Annotated in this window: 13 protein-coding genes; 8 read left to right on the top strand and 5 right to left on the bottom strand. The window is 29.3% G+C overall.

From position 1 onward, the window contains the following. Window positions 1-6: 6 nt before the first annotated feature. Window positions 7-669, bottom strand: coding sequence for a TrmH family RNA methyltransferase (locus L2Z92_RS11120; RefSeq protein ID WP_236452973.1), 663 nt, complete (start codon window positions 667-669; stop codon window positions 7-9). A gap of 131 nt (window positions 670-800) precedes the next feature. Between L2Z92_RS11120 and L2Z92_RS11115 the strand changes: the two genes are divergently transcribed. The 8 genes from L2Z92_RS11115 to L2Z92_RS11080 all read left to right on the top strand — a co-directional run bounded on the left by L2Z92_RS11115 (window position 801) and on the right by L2Z92_RS11080 (window position 11,145). Then, a complete protein-coding gene (locus tag L2Z92_RS11115; protein WP_236452972.1) occupies window positions 801-1,331 on the top strand; it encodes an RNA polymerase sigma factor in 531 nt (176 codons plus the stop codon). Next, window positions 1,324-2,106: an anti-sigma factor gene (locus L2Z92_RS11110; RefSeq protein WP_236452971.1), complete on the top strand. Its 783-nt coding sequence runs from the start codon at window positions 1,324-1,326 to the stop codon at window positions 2,104-2,106. Before L2Z92_RS11115 ends, L2Z92_RS11110 begins: the two co-directional genes overlap by 8 nt. A 193-nt stretch (window positions 2,107-2,299) precedes the next feature. After that, window positions 2,300-3,646 (top strand): adenylosuccinate lyase, encoded by a 1,347-nt coding sequence (purB, locus tag L2Z92_RS11105; protein ID WP_236452970.1) that lies wholly within the window; start codon window positions 2,300-2,302, stop codon window positions 3,644-3,646. 3 nt (window positions 3,647-3,649) lie between these two features. Then, window positions 3,650-4,345 carry a hypothetical protein gene (locus tag L2Z92_RS11100; RefSeq protein ID WP_236452969.1) on the top strand — a complete coding sequence of 232 codons (696 nt, stop codon included), beginning with the start codon at window positions 3,650-3,652 and terminating at the stop codon, window positions 4,343-4,345. Beyond that, window positions 4,332-5,105, top strand: coding sequence for a hypothetical protein (locus L2Z92_RS11095; protein WP_236452968.1), 774 nt, complete (start codon window positions 4,332-4,334; stop codon window positions 5,103-5,105). Before L2Z92_RS11100 ends, L2Z92_RS11095 begins: the two co-directional genes overlap by 14 nt. A 143-nt stretch (window positions 5,106-5,248) precedes the next feature. Continuing rightward, a complete protein-coding gene (locus L2Z92_RS11090; protein WP_236452967.1) occupies window positions 5,249-7,480 on the top strand; it encodes a cation:proton antiporter domain-containing protein in 2,232 nt (743 codons plus the stop codon). Window positions 7,481-7,551: 71 nt separating this feature from the next. Next, a complete protein-coding gene (locus tag L2Z92_RS11085) occupies window positions 7,552-8,652 on the top strand; it encodes a hypothetical protein (RefSeq protein WP_236452966.1) in 1,101 nt (366 codons plus the stop codon). A 21-nt stretch (window positions 8,653-8,673) separates the two neighbouring features. Continuing rightward, the gene (locus tag L2Z92_RS11080; protein ID WP_236452965.1) at window positions 8,674-11,145 is read left to right on the top strand and encodes a CAP domain-containing protein; all 2,472 of its coding nucleotides are present in this window, start codon (window positions 8,674-8,676) and stop codon (window positions 11,143-11,145) included. A gap of 74 nt (window positions 11,146-11,219) precedes the next feature. Here L2Z92_RS11080 and hemL read toward each other — a convergent pair whose 3' ends face one another. The 4 genes from hemL to L2Z92_RS11060 all read right to left on the bottom strand — a co-directional run bounded on the left by hemL (window position 11,220) and on the right by L2Z92_RS11060 (window position 16,248). Then, on the bottom strand, window positions 11,220-12,506 hold the full coding sequence (gene hemL / locus L2Z92_RS11075; protein ID WP_236452963.1) for a glutamate-1-semialdehyde 2,1-aminomutase: 1,287 nt from the start codon (window positions 12,504-12,506) through the stop codon (window positions 11,220-11,222). Next, complete coding sequence (locus L2Z92_RS11070; protein WP_236452961.1) at window positions 12,506-13,378, bottom strand: glucosaminidase domain-containing protein; 873 nt, start codon at window positions 13,376-13,378, stop codon at window positions 12,506-12,508. Before L2Z92_RS11070 ends, hemL begins: the two co-directional genes overlap by 1 nt. Continuing rightward, a complete protein-coding gene (locus tag L2Z92_RS11065; protein WP_236452960.1) occupies window positions 13,375-14,268 on the bottom strand; it encodes a 1-aminocyclopropane-1-carboxylate deaminase/D-cysteine desulfhydrase in 894 nt (297 codons plus the stop codon). Before L2Z92_RS11065 ends, L2Z92_RS11070 begins: the two co-directional genes overlap by 4 nt. A gap of 63 nt (window positions 14,269-14,331) precedes the next feature. Further along, window positions 14,332-16,248: a T9SS sorting signal type C domain-containing protein gene (locus tag L2Z92_RS11060; RefSeq protein ID WP_236452959.1), complete on the bottom strand. Its 1,917-nt coding sequence runs from the start codon at window positions 16,246-16,248 to the stop codon at window positions 14,332-14,334. Window positions 16,249-16,313 lie beyond the last annotated feature (65 nt).

Here is a 16,313-nt window from a genome sequence, read left to right as displayed (position 1 = left end):
TTTAAACTATTTCGGTTCATTATTAAATCGGCTTTCAACAAAATCAATATTCTTTATTGTTTTTCTTGTCCAGTCCAATCTTTTTTCAATAATCTCATCATCAGTAAGTTTCCAATCTATATTCGAATTACGAAGTCTATTTGTTAAATCTTGAATAATGATTGCTGCAGAAACTGAAATATTTAAACTCTCCGTAAAACCAACCATAGGGATTTTTAAATAGCCATCTGCATTATTCATTACATCCTCAGACAACCCTTCTTTTTCAGTTCCAAAAAATAAAGCTGTAGGCTTAGTAATATCATATTCATGCAAAAAACAAGATTCATTGTGTGGTGTTGTTGCTATAATTTGATAACCTTTTTTTCGCAACACATCAATACATGTCTTATTATTTGAGTATTCATTTATATCCACCCATTTTTCTGCACCTAATGCAATTTGTTTATCTATTGTTTTGCTATTTTTTTGTTCAATTACATTTAACTCCTGAATACCAAAGACTTCACAACTTCTCATTACAGCACTCGTATTATGCATCTGATACACATCTTCTACTGCAACAGTAAAATGCTTGGTTCTATTTTCAAGAATATCTAAAAAACGTTGTTTTCTATTTTCTGAAATAAAACCTTCTAAATATTCTAATAATTCTAAATCTTTTTTCATCGTGTTCAAATTTATAAAACCCAAAGTAAACTTAAAAGCTATAATTGATTTTTCTTTATTTAAAAGTTATGAGTAATTAACATGAAGAAATACTACTTTTTTTTAGTACTTTAGCTCCAACTACATTATTTATGGAACAAGAACTATTAGTTAAAGAACTACTTAAAAAAGATAATCAGTCATTTACATTATTATATGACAATTATTCTAAGAGTTTATATGGAGTTATTTATAACCTTATAAAAAACAAAGAAGAGGCAGAAGATGTACTTCAGGAAGTATTTGTAAAAATCTGGAATAATATAGATTCTTATAACGAAAAAAAAGGTCGACTCTACACTTGGATGCTAAACATTGCTAGAAATACCAGCATTGATAAGTTGCGTTCTAAAGGCTATAACAATAGTCAAAAAAACCTTTCAGCAGAAAATTTCGTATATATTTTAGAAGACAATTCAAAAGCATTAAACAGAATCGATGCTATTGGAATAAAGGAATTCATAAAGAAGCTAAAACCTAAGTGTATACAAATCATCGAATTATTGTTTTTTCAAGGGTATACACAACAAGAAGCATCTGATGAACTTGAGATGCCTTTAGGTACTGTAAAAACAAATAATAGAAATTGTATGAATGAATTAAGAACGATTATCAATGAGTAGTAGAGAATACATCGAATCCGGAATTTTAGAATTATATGTTTTTGGTAAACTTACCGAACAAGAAAACAATGAAGTTCTAGAAATGGCTAAAAATCATATTGAAATTCAAGAAGAAATAAAAGCCATAGAAAATGCAGTTATTAACTTATCTCATAGTGTAGCTCCTCATCTTTCGGCAACTAATTATGAGAAAATTAGAAAACAGCTTTTAGATAAAAACAAAGTAGTACAACTACAACCAAGAAAAAATTATGCCGAATATATGGGCTGGGTTGCGGCAGCAGTATTTGTTTTAGGTTTTGGAATTCAATTCTACAAACTGAATCAGTCTAATGCAGTTATTAAAAACTTATCTGTAGACAAAAGCGAAATGCAAGAGTCTATCGTAACATTAGAACTTCAAAAACAAAATGCTGAACAAATTTTATCTATTGTTAGAGATAATAAGAACACACAAGTTGCTTTAGCGGGTCAAGAAGTAGCTCCAAATGCTTTTGCCAAAGCCTACTATAACAAAGAAACCAAAGAAGTATATATTGATGCTTCTGGTCTACCTATTCCTCCAGAAGGAAAAGTGTATCAAGTTTGGGGTTTAAAATTAGATCCATTAACACCAAAAAGTATTGGTTTATTAAATAATTTCACCGCTAGCAATTCTAAAGTCTTTAAAGTTGAAAAAGCAGAAGAAGCAGAAGCTTTTGGTATTACTTTAGAACCTGCTGGAGGTAGTCTTAGTCCTACTCTTGAGCAACTATATACTCTAGGAAAAGTTTAAAAAAACAAGTTATACTTATACCTTTATCAAGAAACAAGCTCAACATATCATTGAGCTTGTTTCTTTTATTATTATATAGTTCTGTAAACTTTTATACTTTATAAACTTCTACTTATATTTGCATCTTTAAAATTGAAGCGAATTTTTAATTAGATTCTAAAAATCACTTTATAACGAACAACAACACAACGAAATGTTACAATTGACAGAACTTAATGCTATTTCTCCTATTGATGGAAGATATAGAAACAAAACAAAAAATTTAGCTCCTTATTTTTCTGAAGAAGCATTAATAAAATATCGCGTACAGGTTGAAGTAGAGTATCTTATAGCGTTATGCGAATTACCGTTACCGCAACTTTCAGGAATTGAAGCAACTAAATTCCCTGCTTTAAGAGAAATGTACACTAATTTTTCTACTGAGGATGCATTATGGATAAAAGAAACTGAAAAGACTACTAATCATGATGTTAAAGCAGTTGAGTACTTTATTAAAAGTAAATTTGACGCTTTAGGTTTAGAAAAGTATAAAGAGTTTATTCATTTCGGATTAACTTCACAAGATATCAACAACACTGCAATTCCTCTTTCTACAAAGGAAGCTTTTGAAAATGTATATTTACCTTCATTAATATCTGTAATTCAAAAACTAAAAGACCTTAGTGTCGAATGGAAAGATATTCCATTATTAGCTAGAACTCATGGTCAACCAGCTTCACCTACTCGTTTAGGAAAAGAAATATTAGTCTTTGTAGAGCGTTTAGAAGAACAAATGCGTTTGTTATTCAATGTTCCTTTCGCAGCTAAATTTGGTGGTGCAACAGGAAACTACAATGCACATAAAGTAGCTTACCCTAATAATGACTGGAAAGCTTTTGGTTCTAAATTCGTAGAAGATATCTTAGGCTTACACCACTCCTTTCCTACTACTCAAATTGAACACTACGATCATTTTGCTGCATTTTTTGATGCCTTAAAAAGAATCAACACTATTTTAATTGACTTAGATAGAGATATATGGACGTATGTTTCTATGGAATATTTCAAACAAAAAATAAAAGCAGGTGAAATTGGATCTTCCGCAATGCCCCATAAAGTAAATCCAATTGATTTTGAAAACAGTGAAGGTAATTTAGGGATTGCTAATGCAATTTTCGAGCATCTTTCTGCAAAACTACCTATTTCTCGTTTACAACGTGACTTAACAGATAGTACAGTTCTTCGTAATATTGGTGTTCCATTCGGACATACTATTATTGCTTTTGAAGCGACATTAAAAGGGTTGAATAAATTATTATTGAACGAAGATAAATTTGCTGAAGATTTAGAGAAAAATTGGGCTGTTGTTGCTGAAGCCATTCAAACTATTTTAAGACGTGAAGGATATCCTAATCCTTATGAAGCGTTAAAAGAGTTAACACGTACTAACGCAGCTATCACTAAAGAGTCTATCAAAGCTTTCATTGAAACTTTAAATGTTTCTGATGCCATTAAAACTGAATTAAAACAAATTACTCCAAGCAATTATTTGGGGATATAATTCATGTTAAAAGACGAAAAAATTATAATAATAGTTCTATCTGTAATCTATATCCCATTGATTCTGATAGAACTATTTGTTTATTTAAAACTTTTTAAGAGACCTAAGCTCAATCTTAAAAAGATAATTTTATATAATTTTATTCTTATTGGTATTACATTATTATCATTTCTATTACTTAGCCATACAAACTATCTAGATTATGAAAAACCAATTCCTTATAGTAATTTTAAAAGCATCGATTTTAAGAATTTTAGAGGTTTAGAGTTTATTAAGAAAAGATTTATGGGAAGTGAGCATTTTGCATATGTTGTTACTTCTATTGATTTAGAAACAGATAACAAAACAATTACAATTGAAGCTTTTTTTCATCCTTCCAGATCTTTTGTATACAACAATAAAACAGTTTATTCTGATTTATTGTCTCACGAATTATATCATTTTAAAATAACGGAAATATTTGCAAGAAAATCTCGAAAAGAGGTCATTTTTACAAAAAATTATTCAAAAGACAACATTCAAAATATCATTCAAAAGTTTAAGCTTGAAGAAGAAATATTTCAAAGAAAATACGATTATGACACACATCATAGTTATATTTATAATGAACAAATAAAATATCAAAATTTAATTGATAGTACATTAACCCGTTTAGATAAATTTAAAAATCCTAAAATTCTAATCCATGAAAAAAAATAATTTAATATTATTACTCTTTACAATAATCACTATTATTAGTTGCGAAAAAAAAGAAGACAAGTTTCCTCTAGACAAACGTTTTTGGACAGTAGAAGATTATAGTGAAGCAATTACTCAATTGCGTTTTGGTTATACAGCTGATGAAAAATTACCAACCCTTGATGACCCTAAAACCAAAGCAATCGTTGAAAAATTGATTGATATAAATAATTTCAAAGTAATTCTAGATGATAAAGAACTAGGTACCAAACATAAAAACGAAGTCGCAACTTCTTTTTTTACTGCTTGGCAAGACATGATGAAAATCTATAACGCACAAGATAAAAAAGACAAATATGTTTATGAAGTTGAATATCTTGAAACTTTTAAATTTGGTTTAGAATTACAATCTTACTATTTCATGTTAGGTAATTTAAGTATAACTGAAAGCGTAGACGATCCAAATTCTGAAGAAATCAAAAGAATACTCAAGTCTAATATTCAAACTCAAATAAGTAATTATGCTTTATTATTAGATGAAATTAATAATGAAAAATCTTATTCTGAAAATGGAAAACAAGTATTAGCAAATGGAATTGATAAGTATTTCAGTAATATGATTAATAATTATCCAGAAGCAAATTATGAATCATTAGAAAACAAGATTGTGCTTTTAGAGAAAAAATCTAGTTCCGATGCTATAAAAACAGCTCTTAAAAGCATATTGAATTTAATAAAATCTAAAAAAACAGCTGTAGAAGAAAATACTGAGACCGTTTAAACTTATTAAAAACAAATCATTATATTTTTTAAAATCCATTAGCATTTACTAATGGATTTTTTAGTGCAAAAAATTGTTAATTTTCACAAAAAAAAGTGCAATAATTCTACCAATTCAGTACTTTTAAAGAAAAGTAAAAAACAATGTTATTTTCATTTATTGCAAGCACAGCTGTTCATTTACCTGTTCTAATAAACGATTTAGGCTTAATTCTTGTTACAGCAGCAATTTCTGTATTAATCTTCCGTAAACTTAAGCAACCATTGGTTTTAGGTTACTTAGTTGCTGGTTTTCTAGCAAGTACAAATTTTAATTTTTTCCCAACTGTAAAAGATACAAATAGCATTGAAGTTTGGGCAGAAATAGGAATTATTTTTTTATTATTTAGCCTAGGATTAGAATTTAGCTTTAAAAAACTACTAAAAGTAGGAGGAACAGCTTCAATTACTGCATTAACTCAAATTATTGTTATGATAGTTTTAGGTTATTATGCAGGACGATTTATGGGTTGGGACAATATGAATTGTATCTTTTTAGGTGTAATACTTTCAATTTCATCCACAACAATAATTCTAAAAGCATTTGATGAATTGGGCGTGAAATCACAAAAGTTTGCTGGAAATGTTATTGGAGCATTAATAGTACAAGATATTGTTGCCATTTTAATGATGGTTTTACTTTCCACAATTGCAGTAAGTCAACAATTTTCAGGAAGCGAACTGATTCAATCCTTATTAAAACTATTCTTCTTTTTATCTATTTGGTTCATCTCTGGAATCTTCTTTATTCCAACATTACTAAAAAAATTAAAACATTTACTTTCAGACGAAATGCTATTAATTATATCATTAGCGCTTTGTTTACTAATGGTAATTTTCGCCTCTGAGGTTGGTTTTTCTCCTGCATTAGGTGCATTCATTATGGGGTCTATTATTGCAGAAACTAATGAAGCCGAACACATTGAACATTTAGTAAAACCTGTAAAAGATCTATTTGGCGCTATTTTCTTTGTATCTGTTGGAATGTTGATCAATCCTGATACTTTAGTTGAATATGCCTTTCCTGTAATGATATTAACTGTTATTACCGTTTTCGGACAATCAATAAGCTCCACAATTGGAACTCTTATTTCTGGACAGTCCCTAAAAGAATCTATACAAACCGGAATGAGTTTGTCTCAAATTGGTGAATTCTCATTCATTATAGCAACACTTGGAACTACCTTAAAAGTGACAAGTGATTTCTTATACCCTATTGTTGTTGCTGTTTCTGCTGTAACTGCTTTCACAACTCCTTTCATGATTAAATATGCTTCTCCAACGGCTAATTTTATTGAAAAAAAGCTACCTAAAAAATGGGTTAAAAAAATCGAATTATACAGTGCTAATTCACAAGCCATAAAAACTGTAAGCACATGGAAAACAGTTATAAAAGAATATTTAGTACAAGTAATACTATATTCTGTTATACTTTTTGCTATTATTCTAATGTCGAAAAATTTTCTATTACCGCTATTAGAAGATGTGCTTTATGGAAATATAATCGCAGCATTAATAACACTATTGGTATTAGCTCCGTTTTTATGGGCGTTATCTTTAAAACGAGTTGCAAAAGCGGAAGTGCAAGAGTTATTAAAAAATAAAAAATATTATGGCCCTGTTATTGTTTTAATTTTTATTCGAATAGTAATTGCAGTATTCTTTGTCGGGTTAATGCTCAATAATTTCTTTTCACCAGAAATAGCATTATTAGCGTTTGCCTTTTCAATTGTATTTATGATGATTTTTCCAAAAAACATCAATCGGCTGTACCATAAGATTGAAAAACGCTTTATAATCAATTTTAATCAGAGAGAAACAACAACCAAAAATATAAATCGAAACAATTTATCACCTTGGGATGGACACATGGCAAATTTCACTATTTGTGCCGAATCTGACTTAGCGGGTAAAACACTAGAAGAAGTAAAAATTAGAGAAACCATTGGAGTAAATATAGCTTTTATAAAACGGGGTGGTTTACATATTTATGTTCCTTCAAAAGAAGAAAAATTATATCCAAATGATGAAATTAGTATCATTGGAACGGATGAACAAGTAAAACAATTTGCAGAATATTTAGAGTTTCATAAATTCAATACAGAGTCGCTTATTGAATCGGAAATTGTATTACAACAATATGAATTGAATGATCAATGGTTTATTGGAAAAACCATTCGTGAATCGAATTTACGTGAAAAAACAAACGGGATGATTGTAGGTGTTGAACATAATGGGCGACGAATATTAAACCCCGAATCGAATCTATTATTTAGCAAAAATGATATCGTTTGGGTTGTTGGAGATAAAAAGAAAATAAAAGCATTTTTTAATTAAATCAAAAATCTATCTTAACAAGTCGTTAACAACTGGCACGAAGTTTGAGAATCATAAAAAAAAGACTTTTTATGAAAAACTACCTTTACCTTCTTTTTGGCTTATTCCTCATTTCTTGTGAAAAAGAAAAAACATCTGATTTAGCAAAAATTGAGTCTCAATTAAAGACAGACAACCTTTATACAAGTGAATTTATTCTAAAAAACGATACGCTTTTAAAAGGAAAACTAGGCACAGAAATCGCTATTCCTTTTGATTTGTTTGATAATTATACTAATGGTAAGATAAAATTCGAACTAAAAGAGTATTTCACCAAAGAAGACATGATTTTAAACGGTTTATCTACAATTACAGATAAAGACGAACTATTAGAATCTTCTGGAATGATATATATTAATTTTACTGAAGAAGGAAAGCAGTTAAACATAAAAAAAGGGAGGAAATACACTGCAAAATTCCCTAATACTATTTTAGAGAAAAGCAATATTTACACTAATGACAATGACTCTATTTTTAAATGGAAACTTGAAGATGAGAAAATTAAAATATCAATTCCTGATTTTATTAAAGAACTCGAATATCTGAAAAAAAACAACGTTGACAGCTTCAAAAGTTTCCTCAAAGAAGTAAGTATTGATAGTCTAAATATTATCAAAGAAAAAGACTCAATAACTTTTTATGAAATATTAAAACAACAAGATACTAAATTATTCAATAATAATAAAAGTTTTTATCTGAATTTAGGATACCAGATTAAAAATGGTAGGTTAATTCAAAATGGAGAAGACACAATAATAGAAAATCTTTATAATAATGAAAATGAAATATACAGCTTAACATCAGGTAGTTTAAACTGGATAAATATTGATAGAATTAAGGAGTTTGAGTTTGAAAAAAAAATTAATTTTAATATAAATATAAAATGTAGTCAATTCTCTGTTAACATAATTTACTTGGAATCAAATTCCTGTATAAAACAATATATTAATTATAATTCAAACTCTTTAAATATAAAAATTTTAGGAAAAATGAAAGTTGTAATATATACTAATAATGATCAAAAGATTTATTACGATTCATTTTATCTTGATAAAAATTCTAAAATTAACTTTGACATCAAACTTAAAGAAACCACTTTAGATCAATTGAAAACAATGTTAGTTTCACAATAGTCATCCCTAAAAATATCATCCATGCGTAAAATACTATTTGCCATATTATTTTTAAATCTCTGTTCCGTTTCTGCACAGGATTTAATCATAGATTATAATCAATTAAGTGATGAAGTATTGAAACAAATTAATTCGCACAGAAAAACATTAAAACTAGGCGAATTAAAGGAAGATCCAATATTATTCAAAGCCGCTCAAGATCATAGTATCTATATGAATGAGGAAAATAATTTATCACACGAACAAATGGTTATTGACAAAAAATTCCCTAAAGACCGTATAAAATATTATCAAGGAAACGACTTTAATGTATTTGGAGAAAATGTACTCTATACCACTATAGATGTAAAACACTATTCTAAAACAGATATTCTTGCTTTAGCAAAGAAAGTCTTTATACAATGGAAAAGATCACCTCCGCATTATAGAAACATGATTAGTAAAGATTATGAATTAGCTGGAATTGCTTTTTCATTTGACAAGAAAACAAGACGTTTATACGCAACCAATGTTTTTGGAGCAAAGGGTGTTGTTATTCCTAATCAATTATCTAACAATGCATTTGGGTTATCTGAAAAGAGTATTTATTGCAAAAATGTCGATTTAGGAGATCAAATTCATATTGGTAACGGACTTCGAGTTGAAGGTGATGATGTTATCCTTTACTATTATGACATTGAAAAATTTAAACGAATTTTCAAAGATCCAAGTGACGCAATTGCGATTGATTTTATTGAAGAGAATCAATTTCAATGTGCATCCAAAAACAATTTTGATGTTTCTCCCATTTATGATGGTGTACTCTCTAAACCTATTTATAGAGACGAATTATTAAGTAATAATAAGGCAAAAAATGACTTTAAAATAATAACCAAAGTTGGAAAAGTACCAAAACATTTAAAAGGCAAAAACTTTACTCTAAATATGGTTTTTATTTTCAACAATTGTGCTTGTGAATATGCAGTTCCTATCGATATTGAGTCGAGATCTATAGCATTATTTCCTATTAAACCCATAGTAGAAATTCCGAAAAACACCATTCTTAGCAACAAAGGAATTATTAAAACAGACGAACATTCTTTTGCTTTTGAACGTAATAAAATTGTTGAAAAATTTGAAGACACCAATGAATATATTACTAATGATTCATTTTTAAATGTTGATGCTATTTCTGAAAGCGGAATTATCATTGAGTATGATGCTTTATCTTCTGAAAATTTTGATGAAATAGCCACAAATGAAAATACAACTTCTTTCTCAGAAGGAAAATATGAAGAAGTAATCGAAGAAATTGAAATCCCTTTTACTATCATTAATGAAACCATTCATTCTACCCAAATATATAGTTATAGTTCTATAGAAGGAAATGAAGATCTCAATCAAAAACTATATCAAGAAAGAGCAATTGCTATTGAAAACTACGGAAAAGAACATTTAGATATAGCCATTAAACCTTCAAAAATAATTGCTAAAGAAAATTGGGAAACTTGCTATATTCAACTTGAAATGGAAAATTTAGGTGAATTGGCTACAAAATCAAAAGAAGAAATTAGAAACTATGTCAATGCCAATAAAACAACTTGGAACAGGTATTTAGACCAACAACGTGTTTCTAAGCTTATTGCTAATTATTATGGAGAAATAGAAACTAAAAACCCAAATAATGAAATGTATCTGCAATTTCTTTATGAGGTTAACTTGCGCACAGGGATTTATGAAAAAGATTACAACAGAGCTAACTTAGCACTTGCTAAACTATATGATGTTACTTTTTGTTCTGCTATTTTCGATGAAATAGTTTTTAGTGAATTAATGACCAATAAAAAATTAGTACAAAATGCGTGTGCAGCACTTATAAAGCACCATCATTATAACCATTTTAAAACAGTACAATTCTTAAAACATTGGTTAAACGAATATGACACTTTCAATAAAGACACACAACACAATTTATTGAATCTATACTGTGTTACCAATGAAGATTTACTTAATACTTGGGATGTTTCTACTACTAAGTTGGCCAATGTTACAAAACCAAAAAGTTTAGAAGATAGTTTCGAATTGTTCGATAACGATCTAAATTTGACAGCGAATTATAATTATGTAGCTTTATATTATGCCAACCATATTAATGATTCAGAAGGCACAAATCATTACTTTAAAGAAGTTTATAGTAGTTTTAAAGATAATATTAAATCATCAAAAGATAGAGTAAATCTTGGTTTGTTTTTAAATCATTGGAATGCTTACTACAAGACAATTCCTTTATTAAAAGCCGAAATGAAGAAACCCACTTTTAGCAAGGAAGAAGCCTTATTGTTAGCACAAACTTATGCCGCTAGAGAAACTAATGAAAATAGCGACGATTTAGAATACATTCTAAAAAAAGCCTATCAATTAAACAAAAATGCTTGGTGCAATTGGCAAAAAGAAAACAAAAATCTATTACGAAATACTACAGTTAAAGCCGAATTTTGCAAAATGTGCAACTAATATCATTTATCACTTGAATTATTATAAAAAAAAGCCTCAAAAAATTGAGGCTTTTAAAATATCATTAAATAAAATTATAATTCGTCTGCAACTTCATCAATTGCTTTTATAGTATAATCTAAATCTTCATAAGTTAGAGCATCAGTAATAAACCAAGTCTCATAAGCAGAAGGAGCAATATATACTCCTCTTTTAAGCAATCCATGAAAGAATTTCTTAAAAGTATCGTTATCTCCATTTTTAGCCGTTTCAAAATCACACACTGCACCTTCGTCAAAATGCACAGAAATCATAGAGCCTACTCTATTTATGGTATAAATTATATTCTTAGCCGATAATACGCTACGAATACCTTTTTCTAAATAGGCAGTTTTCTCGTCAAGTCTATCAAAAATTGCAGCATCTGTATTCAATGCTTTTAACATTTCATATCCAGCTGCCATTGCTAAAGGATTTCCTGATAATGTTCCTGCTTGATATACTGGTCCTAAAGGAGAAAGATAATTCATAATTTCTTCTCTTGCAGCAAAAGCACCAACAGGTAAACCACCACCAATTACTTTTCCATAACAAACAATATCTGCTTTTACATTATAAAGCTCTTGTGCTCCACCTTTTGCTAAGCGAAATCCAGTCATTACTTCATCAAAGACTAACAAACAGTTGTTTTCTGTACAAACTTGCCTCAATTGACTTAAAAATTCATTCTGTGGAGGAACACACCCCATGTTCCCTGCAACAGGTTCAATAATTAGGGCTGCAATTTCATTTTTGTTCGATTCAAATAATGCTTTTACATTTTCAATGTCATTAAATTTGGCTAATAAAGTATCCTTTGCAGTTCCTGAAGTCACACCAGGACTGTTTGGAATTCCAAAAGTAATAGCTCCACTTCCTGCAGCAATCAAAAATGAATCTGAATGCCCATGATAGCATCCTGAAAATTTTATTATTTTTTCTTTCTTAGTAAAACCTCTTGCCAAACGAATAGCACTCATACATGCTTCTGTACCAGAACTTACAAATCGGATTTTATCAATATTAGGTACCATTGCCACTGCTAATTCAGCAATTTGAGTTTCTAAAGCAGTTGGTGTTCCAAAAGAAGTTCCCTTTTTTGCTCTATCAATTACTGCATTAACAACTGGTTCATAGGCATGACCTAAAATCATAGGCCCCCAAGAGTTTATATAATCTATATATTTATTACCATCTTCATCAAATAAATAGGGTCCTTTTGCTTCTTTAATAAAAATAGGAGTACCTCCAACTGCTTTAAATGCTCTTACTGGAGAATTTACACCTCCAGGAATTACTTTGTTTGCTTCAACAAATAATTCGCTACTTCTTTTATATAACATTATTTTACTTTTATTTTTTGTCCAATTGATAACGAATTATCATTCAATCCGTTTACCTTTTTTATTTCATCAACAGACATATTAAATTTTCTTGATATTGAATATAGTGTATCGCCTTTCTGAATTTCATAGGTAGTTCCATTAACAATTCCTTCTTCAACTACTACTCTATCTTGTTTTTTCGTATTCTCTCTGCTCAAAATTTCATTATCATATTGAAACAATTCATATCTTTCAATAATACTAATTAATTTTGTAGGATATTTTGGATCTGTAGCATAACCCGCAGATTTCAATCCTTTTGCCCAACCTTCATAATCACCTTTATCTAACTTAAACAATCCGTTATACCTACTTCTTGATGTTAAAAACAAGGAGTGATCCTTATATGATTCTGAAGGGTCATTATATTTTCTAAAACATTCTTGTGCCGCATCATCATCATGAGTAATTGATGGTCCATTCCATCCCTTGTGACATTTTATTCCGAAATGATTATTTGCTTCTCTACTCAATCGACCATTACCCGCACCCGATTCTAGGATTCCTTGAGCCAAAGTTATACTTGCAGGAATACCGTATTCTTCCATGTTTTGTTTAGCAATATCCTTAAAACCATCTATATAATCGCTAACATTTCTATACGTAACTGAAACCTTAGAAGTTGCTTCTAATTCTTCTGATGTACTTGTTGCCGTATTATCCAAAACTACTGGCTTCTTAGTTACAATTTTTCTTGTAGTAACAGTGACTGTTCTCTTGGGAGTTTTTTTTGTTACTCTATTTTTAGCATGACTACTTCCCTTACCTCTTGAAGCACCACAGCTTGTAATAAAAATCACAATAATAAAATATATTATTTTCTTAATCATAAATAATGTAATAGCGTTTTGTTTTTTTGCTTTCTAACTAAATTAACCCCTTTTCCTCCTTGCAAACCACCCGTATGAATGATTAATATTTTTGAATTTTTAGGAAAATATTGTTTTTTTATTAAGTCTAAAATACCATAAACCATTTTTCCTGTATAAATTGGATCTAACGGAATATTCGTCTTTGAATGAAATTCATTTAAATGGTCAACTAACTCATCTGTAATTTTACCATAACCTCCAAAATGATAATCGGAATTAATAATCCAATTCTTTTTTGTTACAAACTTACAAATTACATCAGACAAAAAATCTCCTTTTAATGCAGAAAAGCCAATTATCTTCTGATTTTCAAATGAAGAATTAATGATTCCAGAAATTGTTCCTCCCGTTCCAACTGCACAACATACAAAATCGAACGTTTTATCTTCTTCATTTAAAATCTCTTCACATCCTTTTATCGCTAATTCATTTGTACCTCCTTCTGGAAGAATATAACTATTCGGATATTTTTCTTGAATCCCAGAAACAAAAGAGACATCTTCCTTCTTAGAAAACAATTCTCTAGAAATAAACTCGAAACTCATTCCTAAATCTTGTGCATTTGATAATGTTGGATTTTCTAAAACTTTATCTTTTAATTCATCTCCTCGAATAAATCCTAATGTAGAAAAATCATATTCTTTCCCAGCTGCTGCTGTAGCTAAAATATGATTAGAATAAGCCCCTCCAAAAGTAATCAACAATTTCGATTTTGTATCTTTAGCTTCTTGAATATTATATTTTAACTTTCTGAATTTATTTCCCGAAATTAATGGATGCAATAAATCTTCTCGTTTAATATAGAGCTGAATATTATTAGGTAAAGATATTTCTATTTTCTCATTCACTTTGCAAAATAACAAAAAACCCCGATAAAAATCGAGGTTCAAAGCTTATTTATTATGTAGTATTTATTTTTTAAAGATAGATACTTTTTTACTTACACTTAAATTATCTTTAGTTTGAACTTTAACAATATAAATCCCTTCACTTAAAGATGAAGTAGATATTTCATATTGTTCTGCTGTACCTAAGTTTAATTTATTTAAAACTCTTTTACCTGTCACATCATATAGACTTAAAGAAGCTACATCTTTATTTAATGAGTTGAACACTGTTAATACTCCACTATCATTATTTTGATACACTTGAAAAGAATCTGCAATTTCAGTAGGATTACCTAATGTACTATCTGCGTTTTTAAAAGTAATTTCAAAACGAGTAGTATTAACTCCAGGTGGTAATGTTATTGAAAAACTATCGTTTTTTATATCATAATACGTATCCATTTCCTTATCATGAACATAAATATTATTAGCTAAATCAAAATTCAATAATTCAGAAACTGTTACTTTAAATGTAGTTTGAATATCTCCTTTAAAAGCTAAAGGTATTCTTTTATCCTCATCAAAAGCAAGTGTTGTAATTACGAATTGTTTATCACCTTCTATTGGAAAATAAGTATCTCTAGGCAAACTTGATTCCGAAGTTACTGCATCTAAAGCAACATCATAGCCATCAGTAGCATTTTCATTAAATGCAACTGCTGTTTCTCTAGTAAACTGATCATTTAATATTGTTTGTATTTTAAACTGAGGCACCTGATTTTTTGAAAACTGAGTATAATCTACATTTGCAACGTTAGGAATTTCATCCCAAGTATTATTTCCAGAATTAGTCGTATTCGCATTTTTTTCGAATTGTGAATTACTAGCAACACCCTCTTTCACAAAAACACGATATGCATTTTTCATTTGCGCATTTCCAGATGCAACCACTCCTTGAATCTTAAAACCTTGTCCAACTGGTGCAAACATTCTTTTATATGTACTTCCTGAAGAAGTACCAGTAGTATTTAAAGTACCATCATTATTATATGTATTCCATGTTGGAGCAACATAAGTTCCTACAGAAAAGGCATTTGTGTTATTAGGAGAATAAGTCCCATAACCTCCAACATAAGTATTTAAATAATGAGAACTAGCAGATTTTGAATGTTCCCAAAAATAAGCATTTCCATCTATAATTGGAGAACCTACAAAGGTTGTTGCACCAGTAGAATAATTCACTGTATAACCACTATTTTCTAATAAAAATAAATTTAAATTAATAGCAGAAGGATAAGGATTACCAGTTAATGTTCTATTAGGATTAGGCCCAGCTACATTAGCTACTGGAATATTAATTGTTCCTTCATTAGGTAAACCTCTAAAATCATATCTTTGGTTATTACCCGGATTATTTTGTTTTGTTTCTACCGCATCGGCAACTGTTGTATCACTACCAGAAACACCTTTCATTGTAAAGCCTTCTCCAGGAGCAATAGTTGTAGCATTACCAACATAAGTCCATGAACCATATTGATTCGCTTGAACAAATTTATAAATCCATTTTGAAGCAATAGAAAGTGAACTATTAGTAGTTGTACCATTACTTACATTTGAAGCTAAAATTGTTGGAGTAGCACTTGTCGTTATTGCTGTTGGTCTAAACAACCTTGTTATTCCAAAATTTGAATTCCCAACAGAAGCTGAAGGAACTCCAACTGGAGAACACCAGTAGTTATATCCAAAATTATTAGAAGTACCTTCTTGAAAGACTGACAAACTTCCCAATCCTGTATTTGTTCCACTTCCAGTTGATCCTTGAAGCAATTGTGATGAATTTCTTAAATAGAAATTACCATTATTCGCCAAATTCACATCTTGCTTTACATATACATATTGATCATTAACAAACACGTAACTGCTTGGACTAACATACATTTGTGCATTTAGATCTACAAAGCCTAAACAAACAATTCCAAAGATTAGTAGTATTTTTTTCATATTCAATAATTTAACTTCATTTATTACGCTACAAAAATAACAAAAAATAATTATCCAAACATCAA

The sequence above is a fragment of the Flavobacterium jumunjinense genome (assembly GCF_021650975.2).
In the GTDB taxonomy this organism is placed as follows: Bacteria; Bacteroidota; Bacteroidia; order Flavobacteriales; family Flavobacteriaceae; genus Flavobacterium; species Flavobacterium jumunjinense.
The sequence above is the reverse complement of the archived record's forward strand: the minus strand, read 5'-3'. Positions and strand labels throughout refer to the sequence as shown.